This window comes from Paenibacillus sp. 2KB_22 (assembly GCF_052115745.1).
Classification (GTDB): domain Bacteria; phylum Bacillota; class Bacilli; order Paenibacillales; family Paenibacillaceae; genus Paenibacillus.
Genome location: NZ_JBFRHG010000007.1, coordinates 1 through 21233, shown reverse-complemented (window position 1 = coordinate 21233; position 21233 = coordinate 1). Strand labels below are relative to the sequence as shown.

Genomic DNA, 21233 nt, shown 5'->3' with positions numbered 1-21233 from the left:
CTTCCGTATCGGAAACTCTTGTTATTGTATCATGATTGGAAGTGCCCAGGCCAATGCTTTTGCGGGGAAACCAAGCATCGGTTACAATGGTGGATACAACAACAGGTTTTCATGGAACCCTGAGTGTACTGGAGGGAATACAGCTTGGCAGCGTATAAGCGAGAAATGGTTCGCCATCAAGGAAGGGAAGTCCGCAAAGGCGTGCCTGCAGAGAATCTGGTCTTATTTTTCAAAAACATCGTTCAACTTCACGCTCCATATGAAATCACGTTTGTCTGCATCGGTACCGATCGTTCCACCGGGGATGCTCTGGGTCCACTGACCGGAAGTATACTGCAAGAGAATGGAATAGGTAACGTGATAGGCACGCTGCCTTCCCCTTGTGATGCAGACACGCTGGAGAAGAAATTGGCACTTATTCCTGTACACCATGCAATCATAGCGATTGATGCGTGTCTGGGTCCCAAGAATGCCGTAGGTACATACTATCTTTCGAATAACCCACTCATTCCAGCTCAATCGGTTGGAGGCAAGCTACCCCCTGTCGGACAATACAGTGTAGCAGCTGTGGTTAATGCCAATGGACCAAGGCCCTATTCCATTTTGCAGATGACCTCGCTCCACTTGGTCATGGAGATGTCCCGAACGATTGCAGACGCCGCAATTGAAGCATGGAAATGGAGACAAACGTTTCATTCATGAGATGTAGGCTTAATAATATACAACCTGAATTATTTAATTCGCGCAGAGAGAGGGATTCATATGGAAAAAGTGATGTGTGATGGAACGACGATTTGTTATGCCGAACAAGGTAAGGGAGAAGCACTCATTTTGCTCCACGGATACTGTGGCAGTTCATCGTATTGGGATGAGGTCGTACCTGAACTGGCACGCAGCTATCGCTGTATCGTACCTGATCTGCGTGGACACGGAAAAACAGATGCACCTGTAGGAAGTTATACCGTCGAACAGATGGGCAACGATGTATTACAGTTGATGGACGAGTTGAACGTGGAAAAGGCGGTCCTTCTGGGACACTCGATGGGGGGATATATTGCGCTCTCGATCGCACAACGTCACCCGGAGCGTTTGAATGCATTTGGTCTGATTCATTCCACAGCCTACCCGGACAGTGAAGAAGCCAAAGAGAAACGCCTTCGTGCCGTTTCCACCATTCAAACGGAAGGTATCGTGAATTTTGTAGATGGACTGGTTCCCGGGCTGTTTGCACCGGAACATGTGGAATCGTTATCTAAGCACGTAACACGTGTGAAGGAAATTGGTTACCAGACTGCCCCTCAAGGTGCTGTTGGTGCTGCACTTGCTATGCGTGAACGCCCGGATCGCCGCGATGTGTTGTCCGCCACACCTTTACCTGTATTGCTGGTAGCGGGAGAGAAGGATGCTGTTATCCCGCCAGAACGTACATTTACAAGTGACAAGCCACATATCGTGCAAGCCGTTATCGCGGGTGCGGGTCATATGAGCATGTATGAAGCTCCTGAAGAGTTAATTCAGGTCATTAAGCAATTTATGGCTGGATTATCGAAGTAATTTATAAAGTGATTTATGTTAATCTCATTAAAATATAGCTTGGTTACTGGATAATTCCACCTTCTTGTGGAGAATTACCAGTTCCCATGCCAGTCGAACCCCTGCAACGTCCTTTTGGGATAAGCAGGGGTTTTCGTTTATTCCATGGCCAGAGTAAAGACATGCGTCTTGTTTTTGGCTTTTTGTCATGGCATGAATTAAAATAACTACAATAGGACGATATGAGAACGATTGAATGGATATGGTCGAATGATGAGGGGGCATACAGCATGTTCAGAAAAGATTATCTGCTCCGCATGATGGAGGAAATGACTGAAGCAATTGGCAAAGTGTTCACGCTCAAACAGCAACGTAAGCATACCGAGGCATTGTCTGAACTGGATGAGCTGATGCGCAGGCAGTTTGGGCTGAACTTATCTCTATTGAACTCGTTGCCAGCAGAAGATGTTATTGAAATGTTCCGTTTTCGCGGAATGATTGAAGTGGACAATCTGCAGCATGCTGCCAGGCTGATTGAAGAAGAAGCCTATATTTATCAAGAAAAGGCCAAAGTGGAAGGCATAGAGGATCAGGAGAGAATGGACACAGAGGATGAGGCTGTCATTCGATTGATGAGATCACTTCATTTTTACCTGTATGCATTGAACCATGGCGCTAATCCCCAGTTATTGAATGCACCGGAACGGGTGGAGGGTGTATTGGGTCTTACCAAAGAATATGAACTTCCTGCCCGGACTGAAAGACAGCTTGCCGTCTATCGTGAGCAACAAGGACATTACGACCAGGCAGAGAACAGTTGGTACAGATTGCTCCAGCTTGGTGCTGAATTCCCGCTAAGCTACCGAGATGATGTACAGGCGTTCTATGAAAGGTTGAGCCAACTCACGGATGAACAATTGGAGCAAGGCGGTTTGCCACGCAACGAAGTTGAAGAGGGGTTAGCCGAACTAAGTCGTCAAGAAATGAACTCATAAATATGAATTGCATCAAGGCTTGTTACATGCCTTCACTTGGAGAGGGAACGGAAGTGTGGTATGGTAACGGTTGACCAAACCAAACCGAAAGTGAGATGTACCCCGTGGATTCATTGCGAAAGCTTATACAAGACATCTTTGAACAGAATTCGCTGATTACAGCGACCTGGAGCCAGCTGCGCAGACGGGACAATGTCTCGTATACCAAAGTGCAAGTCAAGCCGGTGACACTGAAGAATCAGCTGCATTATCAATTTGCATTTCATTATAACAACAAAGTGCTGCACGAGAATTTGACTCCGGCTGAAGCGACAGAGCGCATGACTTTGCTATGCGAAGAGACGTTTCGTCAAGGCCTGCTCTGTACTACCGAGGCAGACTATCAAATTTTGATCAGCAAAAAATATAAAGTATCCATTCTGACCAAATCTGCTTCCAAGACTGCAGTGGATCTTTCGCATAATCGCAAGAAGCAATATGTATTGGAAGAGGGAGTGCCCGTATCTTTCCTCGTTGAACTTGGCATTATGAACGAAGAAGGTCGTGTGCTGGCCCGCAAGTATGACAAGTTCAGACAGATTAACCGTTTCCTCGAAATGGTGCAGGATGTCATTCCACATCTGCCGGAGGGACGTCCACTTACCATTGTTGATTTTGGTTGTGGTAAGTCTTATCTGACTTTTGCGTTATATCATTATCTGTCTGTACAACAACGGCGTTCACTCAAAATTATTGGGTTGGACTTGAAGGCAGACGTAATTGAACACTGTAATGATCTGGCTAATCGATTACATTATGGCGATCTGAAGTTTCTGGTTGGAGACATCGCGGACTACGATGAATTGAACGAAGTGGATATGGTTGTAACACTGCATGCCTGTGATACAGCTACCGATGCTGCTTTGGAGAAAGCGGTTCGATGGGGGGCTTCTGTTATTCTGTCTGTTCCTTGCTGTCAGCATGAACTGTTTGACCAAGTAGAGGCTTCCGTAATGAATCCGTTGTTGTCCCATGGCATCCTGAAGGAACGTTTCTCCGCACTGGCTACGGATGGAATTCGTGCCAAGTTGCTTGATCTGATGGGATACAAGACACAATTACTTGAATTCATCGACATGGAGAATACGCCTAAAAACATATTGATACGTGCTGTTCGCGGTCAGGCTGGCGAAGTGTCGGAGATGTGGAATGAATATACGGCTTTCCGTGATTTCATTCATGCCGATCCATATTTGGAGCGGGCTTGTTCGGATTTGCTCCCTGATGATGGCAAGCAGGTTATCGGGAAATCAAAATCGAACAAAGAAACCGTTCAAGATTCCACGAATTGCGACATTTGCTGAGTGTGCCAATGCCAATTCAGGGACATACTGCAATTAGGGTCCCTGAATGTAAAGTTCAATATTATGCACATACGTTGTAGCAAGCAACATCATAACTGTCAGGTATGTATCAGACAGAAGGACCCGTTATCGGGATCTTCTGTCTTTTTGTTATACATATGGACATATGGAGCGGTGGAAGGAGGGGGGATAAAGATGAAGAATAGGGCAACAGATAAGGGAGTTGTAAAGTATAAACGAGGGTATGCGGCGAATGAGAAAATGATGGAACAGGTGCTTGAACAGTCTCACCGCGCAAATGATACAGAATATGTAGATAACAGGGACTTATGTAATGGGGACATTAGGGGCAGTAGAGACATTAGAGACAGTAGAGACATTAGAGACATTACATATAATAGGCAAGATACATACAACAATGATGATACGTATAAAAAAGATGAACCATATCAATTAAATGGAGTTATTCAAAACGAGGGGTCAGGTGGTTTTGATCGGTTCTTGAGATATGAACATGATTCAGGGTCGGGATGGACTGTTGGGCTGGGCATACTTTCCATTGTCTTGCTGCTCGCAGGATGTCTGGGTCGAGGACTGTACTATTCAGTGGATCTGTACCCTGTTATTCTGATCGCAGCAGGAAGCACCTTGATCCTGATCGTTCTATTTCTTACAGTCTTTCGGCCGCAGAAGGCGAGTGAACGAATACCCATGTCATTGGTACAGGGGCAGGGGAACATGGAACGAATGGTTGAGATCATATTTCGATTCCCGGGGATGTGGCGGGTATTGTTGCCGCTAGCGATGATGACATGTTTTGGGCTACACGCTTGGTCAGGCTCGGTGAGTAGACAGGGCAGTATGGATGAGATGCTGCGTTGGAGCTTGCTTGCGCTGTTTACGCTGCTCACCGCAATACTGGCTGCGCGCACGGATGGTGCGCGTTGGTTAGCCTGCGGTTGGCAGATGGCGGGCGGCTTGCTAGTGCTAAGCGGCATTCTTGCCGTGTGCGGAGTATTGCCGCTGCCCTTCGGGGTGATGCGGACTGCTGACCCCGAGATCAGCTCCGCCGGAGCACGGCTCGGCGGATTATTGCAGTACCCTAATGCGTACGGTGCCATTGTTGGCATGTACGCATTGGAGCGGCTGACAGCCGCCGCACGAGTCTTGGCCCGGCCTGTGCCGGCCGGGCGACTCATTGCGGCAGTGCTGCCGCTCATGCCCGCGCAAGCCGCGCTCCTGCTGAGCGAGTCGCGCGGCGCTTGGCTGGCGACCGGCTGCGCCGCGGTCGCCGCCTTTGCTTTGCAGCGGCGCGGTGCCCGCCTGCCGCTGCTGCTGGCCATGGCCGCGCCACTAGCGTGCGCGGCCTGGCTGTATTGCCAGCTGGCTGCTGCCCAGCTGGCGCCTGCACCCATGCCCGGCCTGCTGGCACTGGCCGGGGCATGGGCAGCTGCGCTGCTCGGCACGCTGCTGCTGTGCCGCCTATGGCACAGCGGCGCCGCCAAGGCATCTCGCGCCGCTGCCTTGACGGCCATCGTGCTGGCGGGAGCCACCGCCGCACTGATGGCCGTGGCCTCCACCGCCGATCGCCTAGCGGCAGGTGTCGGCACGGGGGTATCCCGCCTGCAGATGTGGCGGGATGCCCTCCAGTTGTGGACCGAGGCCGCATGGCTTGGCCACGGGGGAGACACATGGCGCAACATGTTTCGCGCCATTCAATCCTCGCCCTATGTCGGAGGCGAGGTCCACAACGGCTTGCTTGATCTCGCCCTGGACACGGGCATGATCGGCATCCTGCTTGTCGCAGGGTGGTTTCTCCTCACCCTGCGAAGCATCTTTTACTTTGCACCGCAGCTCATGCCACCCGTGCTTATTTTTGGCCTGCATGGGGCGATGGACTTTGACTGGAGCTTCACATTATTCTGGATGCTTTTTATCTGGTTTGATTCATGGGCATCCGCATTGAAAACGGAAGCAGTGGAAGGCAAGCAACTGGGTGGAAGAGAGGAATACAAACCTTTCAGATCCGAATCCAGATCCAAATTCAGATCCAGAGCCAGAACTGGTTTTTTCCGATCTTTATTAACTCAATTCAGCCGATCAACTATCCCGATGCGTACCTTCTTTCATATACTTCAGCGAGTGACTGCTCGGTTAATAAGGGCATCCGCAGTGATGATCATCCTTTTCTGGCTTGGTGGAACAATGTGGCTCACCTCCCGATTCGCCGTAGCAGAATTGCAGTACCGTCAGGCGCTGACTGAACCGGATGGCACTTCAGCACACAAGGTGTATCTTATGGCTGCTTTTCAATCAAATCCGAATCGAACCGACATCATAATATCGCTTGCACGATCTCTCCCTGGGCAAGAAGCAACATTACTTCTTCTGAACAGCTTGTCCCATTCTCCGATGCACCCTCAGAGTTACATCGAACTGGGACGATTGGCGGCCCAGTTCGGCGAAGGGCAGCAAGCTGGAACATATTTTGAACAAGCGATCGCATTGAATCGGTATGATGGCATTGGCCAATCCGTCGCTTTGTATTGGATGGAGCAGGCAGCGCGGCGGGAATGGAAGGCAGGATATAGAGATCGAGCCCGACAGACTGCCGCCGCTGGTGTACAGATGTATGAACGGTATCAACTGCTGGCTGAGGAAGTGGAAGCGAGAGATGTTCGCAATGACCGTCGTTTTGTACTGGAAGAACATGCTGCAGGCTATGGAGAGAGCCTGCGCAGGCTTGCTTCCGCTCCTTTTCCTCCATTTACTCCAGAGTTGACCAAGCGGAGCCCTTGAATCACTGTGAATAGTGACGCTGACCCGAGCGATATAACAATGGAGGTCAGCATCTGTAAAGTCTATAAAGTTTGGAAATCTAAACTGGCTGCCACGCGGGGATGGTATGCGTTTTTCTAAGGAACACAGGACGTCTTATTTGGCCTTTAGCTGCTCCTTTTAAATTGTAAGGAACTTCAGACACGTTATTTCCACAAATCCCCTGACAATAACGCTATAAAAGGACGAAAATTCCGATATAACGTGTCTCAGATTCTTTAGATTTCTAAGAGTGCTTCAAATCCTTGAATAAGATGCCTCAGATTCGTTACCGCTTGTGGGCTTGAGGTTGAGTATGAGCATGAGCAGGTAAAGATACTCCCAGCTTTGTTCACAGCATCGTTTATGTTCACACTCGCTGTTCATGTTCATGCACTAAGCGTTGTTCAAATTCCCAGCTTTGTTCAAACCCACTGTTTATGTTCGCAATCCCTGTTAGGGCTCATACTCTCAGCATTGTTCCGCTCCCTGTTAAGGCTCATATTCCAAGCATTGTTCACACTCCCTGTGGTGTTCATGCACCCTGTGGTGTTCATCACCCTGTAGTGGTCGGCTCCTCGCACTGCTCCAATCGCAAGCCAGAGGACGCCCCTTCTCCACCACCTATAGCGAAGCTTTTCATTCTGGCATATCTACAGACGGTATCCGCCAAATGCATGCTGAAACGCATCTTTTAATGGTTCAACCTCTACTTCCCACAGCGCGGCAATTTCTGCACTGACATCCGTGTTCCACCACTCACATAATTTCTTGCGGTTGTCGCGATTCTCCCCAATCCAAAGCAGATTCGTAATCACCTTACTGTAATAATATTCTTCCGCCTGCTTCATCCGTTCGGGAGAGACATATACCTTTAGCCTTTTGGCTGTCCGGTACAGTTCCTTACTGCATGCCCTGCGAATTCCCCTGGCGGAAGGAAGATTTTGACCGGATTGCGTATGTTTGACCGGCGGAGAACCGGGTATTGACTTGTGTGACATCTTCTCACGCTCCTCTCCCCATACCATATGCGTAGTGCTGCGAACGGGACACTATCCCAACCTCTTGAAGTAGCAACGTCCACAGCCCTGTGATAAAATAGGGACGAACATCCATGGTGCGGAGAGGCACCGCCAATTAGGATGGAGAGAGAGGGTTGAGATGGACTTTATTCATAACCTTGTCAGCCAGTTGTTCGACTGGATTCAAAGTCTAGGGTACTTTGGAATCATGCTTGGATTAATGTTAGAAGTTATCCCGAGCGAAATTGTGCTGGCGTATGGAGGGTTTCTCGTTTCACAAGGTAATATCAACTTCTTCGGTGCTATGATTTTTGGTACGGTGGGCGGTGTGATTGCCCAGTTATTTATTTACTGGATTGGCCGTTATGGCGGCAGACCTGTACTTGAACGCTTCGGTAAATACATACTCATCCAGAAAAAACACATCGACCATTCCGAGGAGTGGTTTCGCAAGTATGGTGCAGGTGTCATTTTCACGGCGCGTTTTGTTCCGGTGGTAAGGCATGCCATCTCCATCCCGGCTGGCATCACAAAAATGCACGTAGGTAAATTCATTTTGCTTACTACACTCGCTGTTATACCTTGGACTGCATTGTTTATATATTTAGGGATGATTCTTGGAGATCAATGGAAGCATATTGATGAGAAAGCGGCGCCATATGTTATGCCTATTTTGCTTGTCGCTCTCGCCCTTATGATTGTTTATGTACTTATTAAATGGATGAATGCTCGCAAAAAGAAAGGAAGTGTCTAGTCATGGGTAAACCCAACTTGTCTCACAAATTCGGTAAAGGTCTGCCACCGAAGGATTTTATCGAAAGTATGACCAAGAACCAAAGTGAATTCCAGGCCAACTATGATAGCTTTACTTGGTCGAACGAAGAGGATCGTGAGTTTTTTGAGAGCCTGAACCATCGCGACGATCTGCGTGTGTTAATCTTGGCTGCTGACTGGTGCGGGGATGTTGTACGTAATATTCCAGTTGTGTTCCAAGCGCTTGAAATCTCAGGAATCCCAACTGAAGTTCTGATTATGGAGAACCATCCCGAAGTGATGGATGAGTTCCTGACGATGGGTGGCCGTTCCGTGCCAGTTGTTATTTTCGCAGATACAGGTGGCCATGTGCTTGGTCAGTGGGGACCTCGTCCGCAGCATGTACAGGAAGTCATGATTGAATTCAAACGCCTTAATCCGGATCGTGAAGCAGCAGATTATCAAGAGAATTTGGCTGTAGCGCGTCAAGAGATTGGTAAACGTTATGGGGAAGGAACGGAGTCACATGCGGCCATTATCCGTGAGCTGCGTGAACTGATTTCGGGTTATTAAACAGATATGCTTAACATTCGCACGTTTACACTTGGCCCGCTTCAGACCAATGCGTATCTCTTGCAAGGAGATGATCCGGGGAAAGCTGTCATTATCGATCCGGGCATGAATCCAGGCCCGCTGCTTAAGGCGATTCAAGATTTGGAGATCGAGGCTATTCTCTTGACTCATGCTCACTTTGATCATATGGGCGGGGTAGATGAGATCCGTAAATTGAAGGGCTGTCCCGTTTATCTTCATGACTTGGAGAGTGACTGGCTCACCACCCCAAAATTAAATGGATCTTTGAATTGGCCGCAGGCGACACCGCCGCTTTCGACAGATCCTGCTGAATATGCCATGGACGAAGGGCAGAAGCTGAATCTGATTGGACATACGTTTAAAGTGTTCCATACACCTGGACATTCACCAGGTAGTGTAAGTTTGCTTTGTGATAACGATCTCTTTGCCGGTGATGTACTGTTCCGCATGGGTGTGGGCAGAACGGACCTCACGGGAGGACGTGAACGGGATCTGATTGATTCGATCCAGAACAAGCTGTATACCTGTGCTGATGAGGTTAAAGTATATCCAGGTCATGGACCCAAAACGACCATTGGTTATGAGAAACAGAACAATCCTTACGTGTCCGCAAGATAATCCGACATGATATGTGAAGAAAGTCTGGACAAGTGACAACTTTTTCATTAGAATAGCAATTAGTTGTTACAAGCGTTAAGGCATCATCTAACTGAAGCATTACCAAGAAACACCCAACCTTGCGAAGCACGCAGACTGCGGTTTATACCCGGTTTGCGTTCTTTTTTTGTTTTCAGCCCCTTTTTATCGCAGAATCGGCCCGTTTTACCCTACATAGAAATGCACGATGCACTTCATAACAAGCCAGTATTAGAACAATAGTAAGTTAGCAGCAAGTACAGATTGATTTAGAAATAACAAATTTAAGAAAACAGTAGATCATGAGAGAGTGGGGAATATCAAAGTGGAGAAAACAAGAGTTATTCCGTTGGGACAGCGTGTCGATTATCCGATTATGGATGAAAACCGTCGCATATTGGAAAGTGTGAAAAGAGAAACTAGTACCAAGCGAACTTTAATACATAACCCTAGCGTGACTGGTGAAGAGATGAAATCTCAGCAGAATATATGGACAAGCCGTGTGTTGAAAAACGGAGCCCACAACCAACCGTGGTTCGACAAGTTGCAAGATTACCGGAATCAAGTCTGATTGCCCGGGAAATTGTCGGGTTTGATTTTTTTTTTTTACTCCATTGAACGTTTCTGCAGAGCCTGTCGTATTAACTCCAGATTGAACGGGAAGCAGGTGATGACCATGATAAAGGCAGCTGAACTCGAAGAAGTACGCAAAGCGGTATCAGGAGATGATAGCGCACTCGCAGCTTTGTTACAACGTCACTACACGTTTGTGTATAAGTATCTTGTCAAAGTTACAATGGACGCTAATCTTGCGGAAGAGACCGTGCAGGATACAATGGTTCGTTGTATGGAAAATATCCATCGATATGACGGCACGTCTGCCTTTTCATCATGGATGATTACAATTGCGACCCGAATCTACATCGACAAGACAAGACGCAGGAAGAGAGAGCAGAGCTGGCTTAGTCTTATCCGTGATCAGGCTGTACGTCGATTCCGCTGGCAGCTCGAGAGTCGGAATGAAGAATGGACAGATGTCATGGATGCGATGACAAGGCTGACACCCGAACATCGTGTGGCAGTGCTGCTGAAGCATTATTATGGATATGGATATGACGAGATTGGTGAAATGTTGGGTATTCCCTCCGGAACGGTGAAGTCACGAACAGCCTACGGTCTCCGTCAGTTAAGAAAGGAGCTGGAATAAGGATGAGCAGATCAGATGATGAACAGGAACAAGAGGTTGTAGAGCGATTGCAGCAACATATGAAAGTACTCGATGATGTATTTGAGCCCACAAACATACCTTCATTAGGTTCACTTGAAGCTCAAGTCAGAGAACGAAGACAGATCAGACGCCGAACCAATTGGATCGAGATGATATGTTTCTGGTTGGTAGGTTTGCTTGCCATTGTGTTCGGGGTATTATTGTTCGTATCTGCTCCAGCTCTATATCTGAGTATCCAGGCTCTTGGTACAGTTGTTGCTGTGATTTTAGTTGTGATCTGGCGGCGTCAAAAGGAGGTTCGTTATGACTAAAATGCATTATTCATTGGATGAAATTTCTCCATTGTGGCTTATACTGCTTGGCATTTTCCTCTTGGTTCAAGGCACATGGATCTTTCAGGATGCACGCAGACGTGGACGTTTCCCTTGGTTATGGGGATTATGGGGGATCACCGGATTTCCCACGCCGCTCATTATATACTGGTTTGTCGTCATTCGATCACAGCGCAAGCCAAGTGAACCCCAAAAGTGAATATGATCATTTAATATAGAGAGAAAAAAAGATTTTGCACAAATATGTTGTTTAATTCTAGTATTCCTAGACATCGTTATTCTTTTCTAGTAGACTATACAAATAAATATTAAGATAGACTACCAGGAGGTTAGACGATGCTGCGATTAGGAGAGAAGGTTGTCATCGTCGCGGATGCGTTTGAGCAGAATCTTCCTGTGGGGGAATATGGTTTCATCATCGCTTATGACCGGAATCCGGACAATGCGTTCGATTACGTGCTTCGAGTGCCGCAGGTGAATCGGAACTTTTTTGTTCCATCCGGCGACGTCGATCTGGAAGAGGTTCTGCTGAAGCAGGAAGCTGAGCGGGTCGAGCGAGAAGCGTTGATAGATTACGCCCTTGCGACACACAATGAGAAGCTGTTTCATCATTTGATGAACGGAGATTTTCAAGCTGTGGAAGAGGAAGAGGAAACCGCGAACGATGTTATGTCTCAGGCGGATTTTATAAAGCAGGTTAATCTGCGTGCATGGATTTAGAATTTTGAGGAGTCGGCTGATGCCGGCTCCTTTTTATTTCCTAATACAATACAAGATGTTCAGAATCGGTTCAGAGACATTTGATACGATATCTTCCGTTGAAGAAGGGTAATCCCTATCAAACTTACATAAGTGAGAGAGGAAGATATGAATATGAGAAGGATTAATCAGAATGGTAAGAAATTCATTATGATGTTGTTGGCTTGTGTAGTCATATTGGGAGGGGTTCCAATCTTTCCGACATGGGTTGCAGATCAGGCCTATGCTTCTGTTGATGAAGAATGGACATCGCTCGGAAATGCTGGTTTTTCTGAAGGAGAAGCCTCTGCTCCCAAGTTGGCGGTTGATCAATCAGGTAATACATATGTTGCTTATACGGATTTAGGTGCCAGTTTCAAAGCTACGGTGATGAAGTATAGTGTCTCCGATGGCTGGCAGCTTGTTGGTGAGAGAGGTTTATCGAGCGGTTCAGCAATTGGAATTACACTCGTGCTGGACCAACAGGGTACTCCGTATATCGGTTATCAGGACAACGGTGCTGATGGTAAAGCAACAGTTATGAGATATAATGCAACCAATGATGGGTGGGAACCGGTAGGACAAGCTGGCTTTACGCCAGACAGGGCGAACTATCCTTCGCTTGCGCTGGATCAGGCGGGTAATCCGTATGTTGCTTTTAAGGATGGAGCCAGTGGTAAGGCAACAGTAATGGCATACAACGAAACAACAGGATGGGCTTTGGTAGGAATTAACGATGTTTCCCCGGAAGTTCAAAACGCGGTATCGTTGGTTCTTGATCAAGCAGGTATACCATATGTAGCTTTTCAGGACAGTTCCTCCAATACGACAGTGATGAGATATAGCGCTGATACTTGGGAAGTGGTAGGACAAGCAGGGATCTCGCCCGGATATACATCCTCTCCCGTGCTCGCACTAAGCCCCTCAGGTAAGCCATATATCGCATTTAGTGACGATACATCCAATTTGACAGTAATGACATTCAAGAGTGAGACAGAAAGCTGGGAAACCGTTGGTGACCGGGGGTTCTCTCCAGGTTCGATTTCTTCACCGTCAATTGTAGTAGATCAGATGGGCGTACCTTATGTTGTCTTTAAGGACGGTGCAAACGGTCATAAAGCAACAGTTATGAGTTATAGTTCGCATAATGGTTGGCAGTTTGTGGGTCAAGCGGGATTCTCCGCAGATGTGGTATCTACGCCTGCACTGGCACTAGATCCTCAATATGGAAAACCCTATGTGGTTTATCAGGATGCATCTGAGCAATCCAAAGCGACCGTAATGCGGTTTGGTACGAAGCTTTCGCACACAGTCACGTACGACGGGAATGGAGCTCAGGCAGGCAGTGCACCAATTGATAATCAGCAATACCCTGAACAAGCAGGTGTCACTGTTCAAGACAACACAGGGGCTTTGGAAAAAGCGGGATATCTATTTGCTGGCTGGAACACAGCAAGTGATGGAAGCGGAACGAGCTATGATGCTGGCGAAACGTTAATAATGGGTTCTTCTAACGTAACACTATATGCGGTTTGGACACCTTCTTCTTCTGGAGGTACAGACCCGGAACTAGATGAAGACAAATGGAATATTCTTGGTCAAGCAGGCTTCTCAGAGGGAATGGCTTTTGATCAGGATATTACAGTAGATGCGAATGGCACGCCATATGTTGTATTTACGGATAGTGCGAATAGCTCTAGAGCGACTGTAATGAAATATAGCAAAGATAGTGGATGGGTGCCTGTAGGACAACCTGGCTTTACACAGAGTCCTGCATCCAAAAATAAAATAGCAATAGACCAGAATGGAACAATATATGTTGCTTTTAGTGATGGAAATCGTATTGGCAGTGCCACTGTCATGAAGTACACGGAGCATGATGGCTGGAAGGTTGTGGGATCGCCAGGTTTCACTCAGAATAGTTTAAGGAGTCTTGATTTGAAACTCGATCTTAATGGTGTGCCATATGTTGCACCTAATACGGGTTATGAACTTAAAGTGATGAAGTATAACGACGAGTCAGATCAATGGGAGTACATCGGTAACACAGGTTACAATCTGGCAGGCGCGGCGGGCGGCGTACTGGCTATGAGTCCAAACGGTATTCTGTATGCTGCATACAGTGACACTAATGCAGGCTTCAAATTATCTGTTACTCGATATAACGAAGCAGATGATTCTTGGTCATTGGTTGGCGATCGTGCGTTCACTGAACAAAGTTTGGCTGAAATTGCGCTCGCTGTGGATCAGAACGAAACGGTGTATGCTACATATACGACGGGTGGCCACAATGGACTTAAGCCAACCGTAGTAAAATACACTGGCTCGGGAGCATGGACAACGGTTGGAGAGCCCAATTTCTCTGAAAACCAGACCGAATTTCTTTCCATGGTGGTTGACCAAAAAGGAAGTCCGTATGTGGCTTTTAAGGACTTTGCCAATGGTAATAAAGCAACCGTTATGAAATATGACGAGGTGAATGGCTGGGAACCATTAGGGGGAGCTGGAGTATCAGAAGGAATTGCAATGGATACCAGACTGGCGATTAACAAAGATGGGGCCCTTTACCTTTCTTTTAGAGATGGAATTAGTGCACCCAAATCTACAGTGATGTCCTATGTTCCATCTAAGAGTTATCAAATTCGATATGACAGTAACGGGGCTTCATCAGGAAATGTACCTTTAGATGACCAGATGTATAAGTCACAATCGCAGGTTACCATTCTCGGTAACACAGGTAATCTAGTGAAGACAGGACATGCTTTTGCAGGGTGGAATACGGCTGCAGATGGTAGTGGACATAGCTATGGTGCAGGGGATGTTCTGCTCGTAGGAAAATCTAATGTAACCTTGTATGCGAAGTGGACTGCTTCAAATAATGGTGGATCTGATGGGTCAGGAGGTTCCGGAGGTTCTGATGGATCTGGGGGTTCAGGTGGATCTGGAGGTTCTGGAGGTTCGGGAATCGGAGCGACAGGTGCATCACCCTCAGGCGGGGGAGCAGCATCTTCCGGTGTCACGATCTTGGTGAATGGAAAGCCGGAAACAGTTGGAACCTTGAGTAAAACTCAATTGAATGGGCAGAATGTGTTGACTCTAACCGTCGACGAGCAGGCTGTCATGCAAAAATTGCAGGTTGAAGGCAAGGGTGCCGTAGTGACCCTTCCTGTGCAAAGCGGCGATAAAGACCGGGTTAATGGTGAATTGACTGGAAGATTAGTGAAGTTCATGGCAGATCAAGAAGCTGTACTTGTGCTACAGACAGATGCTGCTACGTATTCCTTGCCTTCCCGCTTGGTGGATGTTAGTATGCTAGCCCAACAACTTGGCGCGAATAACCACCTTGAAGATATGATTTTTCATTTGCAAATTTCTCCTGCTTCTGCAGATCGCGTATCCGAAGTGGAGGAAGCAGGTCGTGTAAACGGCTTTAGCTTGATTGGTCTGCTGTTAGAATTCAATATCACAGCCACATATGAGGGTAACTTTGTGAGTGTAGACCGATTTAACGAGTATGTGGAACGAGCAATAATACTACCTAATGAGAGTGACTCCATGAAGGTGACGACAGGAGTAGTTGTTGAGAAGGATGGCAGCATGCGTCATGTACCGACCAAGATTTCGAATATTAACGGTGTGAACTATGCGAAGATCAACAGTTTGACCAATAGTGTATATGGTCTGGTCTGGAATCCACGAACTTTCACGGATGTTGCGGGACACTGGGCAGAAGTAGAAGTAAACGATATGGGCTCACGTATGGTTATTCGTGGAGTAACGGATACAATATTTAACCCAGATGAGCGTATTACACGTGCTGAATTCACGGCTGTTCTGGTAAGAGCGTTGGGGCTGCAAAGCAATACATCTAATAACCAGTTTAGCGATGTGAGTGCAAGTGATTGGTATGCAGGTGTAGTTAGCGCTGCGACTGATTATGGTCTCATCGATGGTTACACAGACGGTGCGTTCCGTCCTGCACAGGATATCACTCGTGAGGAAGCGATGATGATAATTCATCGGACGATGAAAATCACTGGCTTGGATCGTAAGCTGGATATAGATGCGAGCCAAGATCTTTCACGGTTTACCGATGTGAATCAAGTATCCGATTGGGCCAAAGAAGCGGTGAACATCAATCTACAAGCTGGAGTTGTATCTGGTCGAAGTAACGAGAACATTTCTCCGAAATTTATGATTACTCGGGCAGAGACGGCTGTGCTTGTTCGACGGCTGTTGCAGCTATCAGGTCTTATTTAATAAGGTAATTCCAAAAGTCCCCCCTTTTTTTGAACACGCACTAGTATTAATTCTAATCAGGTTGGTAACCAAGGGCAGTGCGTTTAGCGCTGCCTTTTTGGCAGTCATGAACAAGAACGAATATTGGATAGTATGGAGGACAGGTCATTTGCATTGAATTGTCGAACTATCTCACCTATAATGAAAAAAGTTATCTTGAGACTTTAGCCCGTTAAACGAGCGATTCGTTTCAGGTCGTTTCGGGAATCAGAACGAATGAAGGAGGCATCCGCTAATGAGTATTTCGAATAATGACGTTCAGCATGTGGCCAAGCTGGCCCGGCTCAACTTGACTGCTGAAGAAGAAGAGACCCTGACAGGTCAGCTGAACGCGATTTTAAAATATGCAGAAAAGCTGAATGAGCTGGATACGGAAGACATCGAACCCACCACTCACGTTCTGCACGTAAGCAATGTCATGCGTGAAGATGAGACCAAAGAAAGCCTGTCGATTGAACAGGTGATGCGCAATGCACCGGAAGAAGAAGACGGGCAGTTTAAAGTGCCTGCTGTAATGGAATAACGGATAACCGGAAGGAGGACAAAAACTGTGAGTTTATTTGAACAATCGTTGCCTGAGTTACATAACAAGCTGCATGCCAAAGAGCTGTCGGTCAGCGATCTGGTGGATCAGGCGTATCAGAATATTGGCGCGCATGACGATAAGGTTAAGGCGTATTTGGCACTGGATGAAGAACAAGCACGCGCTCGTGCACGTCAATTGGATGACCGTCTGGTGAGCGGTGAGGAGAAAGGTTTGCTTTTCGGCCTGCCTGTAGGGATTAAGGATAACATCGTTACGAACGGACTGCGTACGACGTGCGGTAGCCAATTTCTTCGTAATTTCGACCCGGTGTATGATGCAACAGTTGTCGAGAAATTGAAAGCTGCGGACACCGTGACTATTGGTAAACTCAACATGGACGAATTCGCCATGGGTGGCTCCAATGAGAACTCAAGTTTCTCCCCTGTACGTAATCCATGGGCACTTGATCGTGTTCCAGGAGGCTCCAGCGGTGGTTCTGCAGCAGCTGTGGCTGCGGGAGAAGCATACTTCACGCTCGGATCAGACACAGGTGGCTCCATCAGACAGCCTGCTTCGTATTGCGGTGTAGTTGGATTGAAGCCGACATATGGACTTGTTTCCCGCTTTGGTTTGGTTGCATTTGCCTCATCCTTGGATCAGATTGGACCTTTGACGAAAAATGTTGAAGATTCTGCTTATGTATTGCAAGCCATTGCCGGTTATGACGCGAAAGATTCGACATCTGCAAAAGTAGAGATTCCGGATTATTTGAGCGGACTGACAGGTGATGTCAAAGGACTTCGTATTGCTGTTCCGAAGGAATACATCGGTGAAGGCGTCGATCCACAAGTGAAAGAGACTGTTCTGTCTGCATTGAAAGTTCTCGAAGGACTTGGGGCAACATGGGAAGAAGTATCCCTTCCGCATACCGAATATGCGGTGGCTACGTATTACCTGCTCGCTTCTTCAGAGGCTTCTTCGAACCTGGCTCGATTTGATGGCGTACGTTATGGCGTGCGTGCAGACAATCCGGACAACTTGTTGGATCTGTATCATCAGTCTCGGAGCCAAGGCTTTGGTCCCGAAGTGAAACGACGTATCATGCTTGGAACGTATGCACTCAGTTCGGGTTATTATGATGCCTATTATCTGAAAGCACAGAAAGTACGTACATTGATCAAACAGGATTTCGACAATGTATTTGCTAAATATGATGTGATTATTGGACCAACTGCGCCAACTACGGCGTTCAAACTGGGTTCACAAGTGGATGATCCGCTTACGATGTATCTGAACGATATTTTGACGATTCCGGTCAATCTGGCTGGTGTACCTGCCGTTAGTATTCCATGTGGATTCTCGGATGGATTGCCTGTCGGCTTGCAAATTATCGGTAAAGCCTTTGATGAAACAACCGTATTGCGTGTAGCGCATGCGTTTGAACAAAATACAGAATTCCACAAGCAGCGTCCGCAGCTGTAGACTGCCCGGAACGGAGGAATATAGAAATGTCCGCATCTAAATATGAAACGGTCGTTGGACTTGAAGTCCACGTGGAGTTGCATACGAACTCCAAAATTTTCTGTGGCTGCTCCACAGCTTTTGGAGCTCCGCCGAACACCCATACCTGCCCGGTCTGTCTTGGACATCCGGGCGTACTGCCTGTACTGAATCGTCAGGCGGTAGACTACGCCATGAAGGCAGCGATGGCCCTCAATTGTACGATTGCTGATGTCAGCAAGTTTGACCGTAAAAACTACTTTTACCCCGACTCACCAAAAGCCTATCAGATCTCGCAATTTGATCAACCGATCGGTGAGAACGGCTGGATTGATATCGAAGTGAATGGTGAAACGAAACGAATCGGCATCACGCGTCTTCACTTGGAGGAGGATGCAGGGAAGCTTACACATATTGATGGCGGATACGCGTCTTTGGTGGACTTCAACCGTGTCGGTACTCCACTGGTGGAGATTGTATCCGAACCTGAAATTTCTTCTCCGGAAGAAGCACGTGCGTATCTTGAAAAATTACGCGCAATCATGCAGTACTGTGATGTATCGGACGTGAAGATGGAAGAAGGTTCACTGCGTTGTGACGCCAACATCAGTTTGCGCCCACATGGACAGGAGAAGCTGGGAACCAGAGCCGAGCTGAAAAACATGAATTCCTTCCGTGGTGTTCAACGTGGTCTCGAATATGAACAATATCGTCAGGCTGAAATTCTGGATGATGGCGGTGAAGTGGTTCAGGAGACGCGTCGCTGGGACGAAGCTCAAGGAAAAACACTGTCGATGCGTGGTAAGGAACAGGCGCATGACTACCGTTATTTCCCGGACCCGGATCTCGTGAAGCTGCATATCGATGCAGCCTGGAAAGAGCGCATCAAGGCTACCATACCTGAGCTTCCAGACGAACGTAAAGCTCGTTACACGGCTGATTACGGATTGCCTAGCTATGATGCAGAGGTTATTACTTCTTCCAAGGCTATCGCTGATCTTTTCGAAGATAGCTTGAAATTCACTCAGGATGCCAAATCCGTATCCAACTGGATTATGGGTGACTTGCTGGGTTACCTGAATACGAGCAATCTTGAGGTGACTCAGGTTCCACTGACAGGTCAAGGTTTGGGTGAAATGATCGGACTGCTGGAGAAGGGCACCATTAACAGCAAAATCGCCAAAACGGTATTCAAGGAAATGCTGGAGAGCGGCAAGCTTCCACAGCAGATCGTTGAAGAGAAGGGTCTTGTGCAGATTAGTGATGAAGGCGCCATTCTTGCCATCGTTGAGCAGGTTGTAGCGAATAATCCTCAATCGGTGGAAGACTATAAAGCTGGTAAACAAAAAGCCATTGGCTTCCTTGTTGGTCAGGTTATGAAAGAAAGTAAAGGCAAGGCGAATCCTGCTCTAGCCAATCAACTGCTTGCAGATGTACTGAACCGCTAATCCTTCCGGTGAGGCCGGACAGAAAGAGGCTCGTCCCTGTGACAGCCTCTTTTTGGTATTGATAGATACAAATGTATTTTGGACGGGGGAACGGATATGAACATTCAACCATTGTCACTGAGTGATCTGGAGACGTTGGGACAGTTATGGAGACTACAACATGTGGCCTATCGATTGGAAGCCGAAATCATCGGATTTCAGGAGATTCCTCCTTTGATGGATACGATGGAGACACTTCGGGATTGTGGAGAGAGTTTTTACGGCTGTATCCATGACGGAGAGCTTATCGGGGCTGTCGCTGTAGCGGAGGAAGAGGAGAATACACTGACCATTACACGAATGATGGTGCACCCGGATCACTTTCGCAAGGGAATTGCAGCATCTTTGATGACGTATGTGTTGGAGCAGCATGTCGATCTACCGCGTTATATCGTCTCCACAGGAACGCTGAATCAACCCGCTGTCAATCTGTACACCAAATTTGGCTTTCATCCCGTGGAAGTTACACAGATTGCACCTGGAGTGGAATTAACGACTTTTCACAAGAATAAACTTTAATAATATGAACAACTTGAGGAGGAATACCGACTTTGGGCGATCCCTGGTTCATTGATGAGTGGCACATTTTATTACGATTATTGCTGGCTATGCTGCTTGGAGGGCTCGTAGGCCTGGAGCGGGAACGGTCCAATCATGCTGCCGGTTTGCGTACCCATATCCTGGTATGTCTTGGTTCTGCATTAATTATGATGTTATCTGTTTATGGTTTTAAAGATTTTGCTAATGAATTAAATGTAAGGATCGATCCAGCACGTCTGGCTACTGCTGTAATTACGGGTGTCGGATTCCTGGGAGCAGGGACAATTCTCTTCACCGGTAAATCCATTACCGGACTGACTACAGCAGCTTCAATCTGGGTTGTTGCAGCCATTGGGCTCGCAGCAGGTGCGGGATTCTTTTTTGCCTCTATCGTATCAACCGTTCTGGTATTGCTTAATCTCTGGGTCTTTAACAAATTAGAGCTAAGGTATCTACGAGGGAACAAACTGCATGTTGTTACACTTCATACCTTGTCAGAACCCGGTTTTCTCGAACAACTGTCTTCATGTATGGAGCAGGAAAAGATCAAAATTCGTAAAATTACCGTGAATGAACAAGACTTGGCTTATGCAGAGATGGTCTCGGTTGAACGTAAAATTGAGATTGTGTTACATGTTCAGGTACCGCATGATTTCCAAACGGTAGGCTTGGTATCCAAGTTAAGACAATGGGAACACGTTACCAAGGTGTCGATCGAATAAATGAATTAAAACCCTCCCCTGGTCTTACCCCTGTCAAGCAGACAGATGAAAAAAGCTATGCTGCCAGTGCGCATCGATATTCAATCGGTGCGCGCTGTTTGAGTTTGGCTTGAAAACGTCGGTAATTGTAATTGTACATATAATCTTCCACAGCTTGTCGAATCTCTA

Annotated in this window: 21 protein-coding genes; 19 read left to right on the top strand and 2 right to left on the bottom strand. The window is 47.2% G+C overall.

Annotated features, from left to right (window positions below; genetic code table 11):
- The first annotated feature begins 144 nt into the window (after window positions 1-144).
- The 5 genes from yyaC (at window position 145) to AB4111_RS26585 (ending at window position 6670) form a co-directional block, all read left to right on the top strand.
- Window positions 145-702, top strand: coding sequence for a spore protease YyaC (gene yyaC / locus AB4111_RS26605; RefSeq protein WP_442033983.1), 558 nt, complete (start codon window positions 145-147; stop codon window positions 700-702).
- Window positions 703-762: 60 nt separating this feature from the next.
- Window positions 763-1554 (top strand): alpha/beta fold hydrolase, encoded by a 792-nt coding sequence (locus tag AB4111_RS26600; RefSeq protein WP_442033981.1) that lies wholly within the window; start codon window positions 763-765, stop codon window positions 1552-1554.
- A 269-nt stretch (window positions 1555-1823) separates the two neighbouring features.
- Window positions 1824-2528 (top strand): DUF6483 family protein, encoded by a 705-nt coding sequence (locus tag AB4111_RS26595; protein WP_442033979.1) that lies wholly within the window; start codon window positions 1824-1826, stop codon window positions 2526-2528.
- A gap of 95 nt (window positions 2529-2623) precedes the next feature.
- Window positions 2624-3871, top strand: coding sequence for a class I SAM-dependent methyltransferase (locus tag AB4111_RS26590; RefSeq protein WP_253440900.1), 1248 nt, complete (start codon window positions 2624-2626; stop codon window positions 3869-3871).
- 195 nt (window positions 3872-4066) lie between these two features.
- Window positions 4067-6670 carry an O-antigen ligase family protein gene (locus AB4111_RS26585; protein ID WP_442033977.1) on the top strand — a complete coding sequence of 868 codons (2604 nt, stop codon included), beginning with the start codon at window positions 4067-4069 and terminating at the stop codon, window positions 6668-6670.
- Between the two features lie 671 nt (window positions 6671-7341).
- On the opposite strand, the gene AB4111_RS26580 is transcribed toward AB4111_RS26585, so the two are convergent.
- On the bottom strand, window positions 7342-7689 hold the full coding sequence (locus tag AB4111_RS26580; RefSeq protein WP_253440896.1) for a dehydrogenase: 348 nt from the start codon (window positions 7687-7689) through the stop codon (window positions 7342-7344).
- 160 nt (window positions 7690-7849) lie between these two features.
- Between AB4111_RS26580 and AB4111_RS26575 the strand changes: the two genes are divergently transcribed.
- The 14 genes from AB4111_RS26575 to AB4111_RS26510 all read left to right on the top strand — a co-directional run bounded on the left by AB4111_RS26575 (window position 7850) and on the right by AB4111_RS26510 (window position 21065).
- Complete coding sequence (locus AB4111_RS26575) at window positions 7850-8464, top strand: DedA family protein (protein ID WP_253440894.1); 615 nt, start codon at window positions 7850-7852, stop codon at window positions 8462-8464.
- A 2-nt stretch (window positions 8465-8466) separates the two neighbouring features.
- Window positions 8467-9036, top strand: a complete 570-nt coding sequence (locus tag AB4111_RS26570) for a thioredoxin family protein (protein ID WP_017692292.1) — start codon at window positions 8467-8469, stop codon at window positions 9034-9036.
- 6 nt (window positions 9037-9042) lie between these two features.
- Complete coding sequence (locus tag AB4111_RS26565; protein ID WP_442033974.1) at window positions 9043-9675, top strand: MBL fold metallo-hydrolase; 633 nt, start codon at window positions 9043-9045, stop codon at window positions 9673-9675.
- Between the two features lie 343 nt (window positions 9676-10018).
- A complete protein-coding gene (locus AB4111_RS26560) occupies window positions 10019-10264 on the top strand; it encodes a hypothetical protein (RefSeq protein ID WP_442033972.1) in 246 nt (81 codons plus the stop codon).
- Between the two features lie 99 nt (window positions 10265-10363).
- Window positions 10364-10900: an RNA polymerase sigma factor SigY gene (sigY, locus tag AB4111_RS26555; protein ID WP_442033970.1), complete on the top strand. Its 537-nt coding sequence runs from the start codon at window positions 10364-10366 to the stop codon at window positions 10898-10900.
- A 2-nt stretch (window positions 10901-10902) separates the two neighbouring features.
- Window positions 10903-11232 carry a DUF5345 family protein gene (locus AB4111_RS26550; protein WP_442033968.1) on the top strand — a complete coding sequence of 110 codons (330 nt, stop codon included), beginning with the start codon at window positions 10903-10905 and terminating at the stop codon, window positions 11230-11232.
- A complete protein-coding gene (locus tag AB4111_RS26545; RefSeq protein WP_442033966.1) occupies window positions 11225-11452 on the top strand; it encodes a sigmaY antisigma factor component in 228 nt (75 codons plus the stop codon). Before AB4111_RS26550 ends, AB4111_RS26545 begins: the two co-directional genes overlap by 8 nt.
- 137 nt (window positions 11453-11589) lie before the next feature.
- Entirely contained in the window at window positions 11590-11973 is a 384-nt protein-coding gene (locus AB4111_RS26540; protein ID WP_024631336.1) for a hypothetical protein, read from the top strand.
- A 153-nt stretch (window positions 11974-12126) separates the two neighbouring features.
- Window positions 12127-16251, top strand: a complete 4125-nt coding sequence (locus AB4111_RS26535) for an S-layer homology domain-containing protein (RefSeq protein ID WP_442033964.1) — start codon at window positions 12127-12129, stop codon at window positions 16249-16251.
- Window positions 16252-16525: 274 nt separating this feature from the next.
- Complete coding sequence (gene gatC / locus AB4111_RS26530) at window positions 16526-16813, top strand: Asp-tRNA(Asn)/Glu-tRNA(Gln) amidotransferase subunit GatC (RefSeq protein WP_442033962.1); 288 nt, start codon at window positions 16526-16528, stop codon at window positions 16811-16813.
- Between the two features lie 27 nt (window positions 16814-16840).
- Window positions 16841-18298 (top strand): Asp-tRNA(Asn)/Glu-tRNA(Gln) amidotransferase subunit GatA, encoded by a 1458-nt coding sequence (gene gatA / locus AB4111_RS26525; RefSeq protein ID WP_036667997.1) that lies wholly within the window; start codon window positions 16841-16843, stop codon window positions 18296-18298.
- A gap of 26 nt (window positions 18299-18324) precedes the next feature.
- On the top strand, window positions 18325-19764 hold the full coding sequence (gene gatB, locus AB4111_RS26520; RefSeq protein WP_062836483.1) for an Asp-tRNA(Asn)/Glu-tRNA(Gln) amidotransferase subunit GatB: 1440 nt from the start codon (window positions 18325-18327) through the stop codon (window positions 19762-19764).
- A 96-nt stretch (window positions 19765-19860) separates the two neighbouring features.
- Complete coding sequence (locus tag AB4111_RS26515) at window positions 19861-20322, top strand: GNAT family N-acetyltransferase (RefSeq protein ID WP_442033959.1); 462 nt, start codon at window positions 19861-19863, stop codon at window positions 20320-20322.
- Window positions 20323-20354: 32 nt separating this feature from the next.
- Entirely contained in the window at window positions 20355-21065 is a 711-nt protein-coding gene (locus AB4111_RS26510) for an MgtC/SapB family protein (RefSeq protein WP_017692302.1), read from the top strand.
- Between the two features lie 55 nt (window positions 21066-21120).
- Here the strand turns inward: AB4111_RS26510 and AB4111_RS26505 are convergent, their stop codons facing one another.
- Window positions 21121-21228 (bottom strand): IS3 family transposase, encoded by a 108-nt coding sequence (locus tag AB4111_RS26505; RefSeq protein ID WP_442031539.1) that lies wholly within the window; start codon window positions 21226-21228, stop codon window positions 21121-21123.
- Window positions 21229-21233 lie beyond the last annotated feature (5 nt).